This is a genomic window from Pseudoduganella sp. RAF53_2 (assembly GCF_052113985.1).
Lineage (GTDB): Bacteria > Pseudomonadota > Gammaproteobacteria > Burkholderiales > Burkholderiaceae_D > Rugamonas.
Genome location: NZ_JBFRDW010000746.1, coordinates 1 through 2682, shown reverse-complemented (window position 1 = coordinate 2682; position 2682 = coordinate 1). Strand labels below are relative to the sequence as shown.

The 2682-nt window shown below is 51.2% G+C and carries 2 protein-coding genes; one reads left to right on the top strand and one right to left on the bottom strand.

The window, feature by feature from the left end; all coding sequences use genetic code 11:
• On the top strand, positions 1 to 210 hold a 210-nt coding region (locus AB4Z11_RS28840; RefSeq protein WP_442029256.1), incomplete at its 5' end, for a hypothetical protein.
• Positions 211 to 371: 161 nt separating this feature from the next.
• On the opposite strand, the gene AB4Z11_RS28835 is transcribed toward AB4Z11_RS28840, so the two are convergent.
• Positions 372 to 2387, bottom strand: coding sequence for a methyl-accepting chemotaxis protein (locus AB4Z11_RS28835; protein WP_442029255.1), 2016 nt, complete (start codon positions 2385 to 2387; stop codon positions 372 to 374).
• Positions 2388 to 2682 lie beyond the last annotated feature (295 nt).

The window sequence follows — 2682 nt, the reverse complement described above, 5'->3', positions numbered from 1 at the left end:
ATACACGACCGTGTCGGCATCGTCGGAGACGACGATAAAGCAGTTGTTGGAATGAAGATCAATGCCACAAAACAACATGACGTCCTCCTCGATAAAGTTCGGATTCGTACCGTGACTTTATCCGTCGGCTCGGCCGAAGGGGGACGGCTAGATGATTATCAGTTTTCGATGCAACCGACTTTAATTTCCGCACCTGGCTGCTTTCCATAGTGTGATGTAGCTGCTATCTCCCACTGTCGCACGCGATGGTCCAGGCGAATAGCCGGTTATTTCCACACCTCAGATACTCCACTGGCCTAGCCATAAGGCTAAGCCAGCGCTTGGTAGGGTAGTTGAGTTGAGTCCGACGCCTCTCTATTCACGCGCTCAACTTAAACCGCTCCTGAAATCATAATTGAGGGACGACGACTCAACTTCAGAGTGCTGTTGAAAGAAGAAGGAGAAACACTTACATCACGCTCATCCAGCTGAAAGACGCTGATTGCATTAACAAGCAATTGCGCCTGCTCCTTAAGGCTCTCAGAAGCAGCGGCTGTTTGCTCAACCAAAGCTGCATTCTGTTGAGTCGTTTCGTCCATCTGGCTCACTGCAAGGTTCACCTGCTCGATGCCCATTCCTTGTTCCCGAGACGCCATGGCGATTTCGGACATAATCCCCGTAATCCCGTCGACACTTTTTAGGATGTCTTCCATCGCCGCACCAGCCAAGCTCGCGAGCTTATTGCCAGATTCGACTCGCTCAACACTGTGTGCAATCAAATTCTTGATTTCCTTAGCAGCCAAAGCCGACCGATGCGCTAGATTGCGCACTTCACTGGCGACGACCGCGAAGCCACGTCCTTGCGCCCCCGCACGTGCCGCTTCCACTGCGGCGTTGAGCGCCAATATATTGGTCTGGAACGCAATGCCATCGATGACGGCAATGATCTCTACGATCTTGCGCGAACTATCGTCGATTTCACCCATCGTGTGAATTACCCGCGAGACTACTTCTCCTCCGCGGGCTGCGACACCGGAAGCGCTCTGCACGAGTTCGTTGGCCCGGCCGGCATTGTCAGCGTTGCGCTTTACTGTGGAGGTGAGCTCATCCATAGCGGATGCTGTTTCCTCCAAGCTCGAAGCCTGGGCTTCAATACGTGCAGACACGTCAGCATTTCCGCTGGCTATATCACTGCTGACTGCGTTAATGCTGTCAATGCTAGTACTTACATCGGACACAATGGCTCTCAAGCTGTTGCTCATCGCATCTAGGGCTCGCAGCAGTTGCCCTACTTCGTTCGGAGGGCCAACATCGATATTTCCAATCAGCTTGCCCTGTGCAACCTGTTCTGCCACAACGATTGCTTTGGATAGTGGCGTTGTGACAGATCTTGCGATGAGGAGGCTAATCCAACCCGTGATTGCCAATAGACCCGCCAAAGACGAGGCCATGATCCAACGCTGTCTGTGAAAATGACGAATTTTTTCATCAAGTAGCTCCGTCAGTTCTTTAGCCGACGACTCATTAATGGCAAACTGTTGATCGATAGCGGCAGTGGCAATTGCTACATATTGCTCACTCGAATAGCTCAGCGTTTCGGTTTTGATGATTCGATCCTGCGCCATTTCTATCACCTGGTGTGCAGCTTCCGACATTGCATCCATGTTCTTACCAATTACTCTCTGAATATTATGATTTGCAGCGCCAGCTTTGTCGAAGAACGTGATAGTCTGGTTCAGGCGGTAGCTCAAATTGCTGATGACTGCGTTGAGGCGTAGTCGGTCTTCAGCGCTCGCCGCTTTACGGGCCAACATTCCCGCGCCGATCGCTCGCGCCTTACCTAGCTCCTCAGCAAGGTAAGGCAGCTGATAAAAGGCGGCCTGGATCAGGAGATAGCTATCATTGTCGGGATCGAGACTAAGTCTGTAAGCCTCTGCAATCAGGTCGTAAATCTTAAGAAACTTGGACACTAACTCCGTGTGCAAAGTGTAGCTTTGAGCTATGTCGAGCCTACCAGTTGCAACACCATTCCAAAGTTTTTCCCAGTCGCGCGTCGCTGAGATCAACAAGTCATTGATTGCTGGATTTGCCAAGGCGTCTGACAATTTGCTTAGCTGAGCTAAAGCCGCATCCACTTCCTTTTGTTTAACTCTGCGCGACTCTTGTGCGCCATGCTTTTCGCCTAGCACAAGCGCGGAAAGCGCTCGGTGTTGCTGAGTCAACTGTATCACTTTAAGGCCCGTCAGCACCGTTGGCAAACCCGTCCGCTCAATTTCGACTGCACGCAAATTTTTCCCGGCCTCTAGCATGTAAAGCGTTACTGGGACTAGTGCAGCCACGATAAAAAGCGAAGCTAGGACGGAAAATTTATGGGACAGTTTCAAGCGCCCAAGAAAAGATGCGAACACAATTATCTCCTTCCGCTTAATTGAAATCGGGGAACGCCAATTTGCGCACAACCTAGAGACAAGAATTTCACAAGGCGTCGTTGCCGTGGGCTATCTGAATCGTGGCGAGGCAACTCTACCCCCCCCCCCCCGCGAATGCTGCCAATAATTGACGATACACAGCCAAGAAATTCAAGTCGGCGTTACCCGGAGAACTTCCTTTCTTGTGATTGCTTGCGAAATCATTGGATGAGCCGTCAGTGATAAGCGGCTGCAAACATGTTCGCGTTATTGTCGTCGGCCGTCTTCGTTGAAC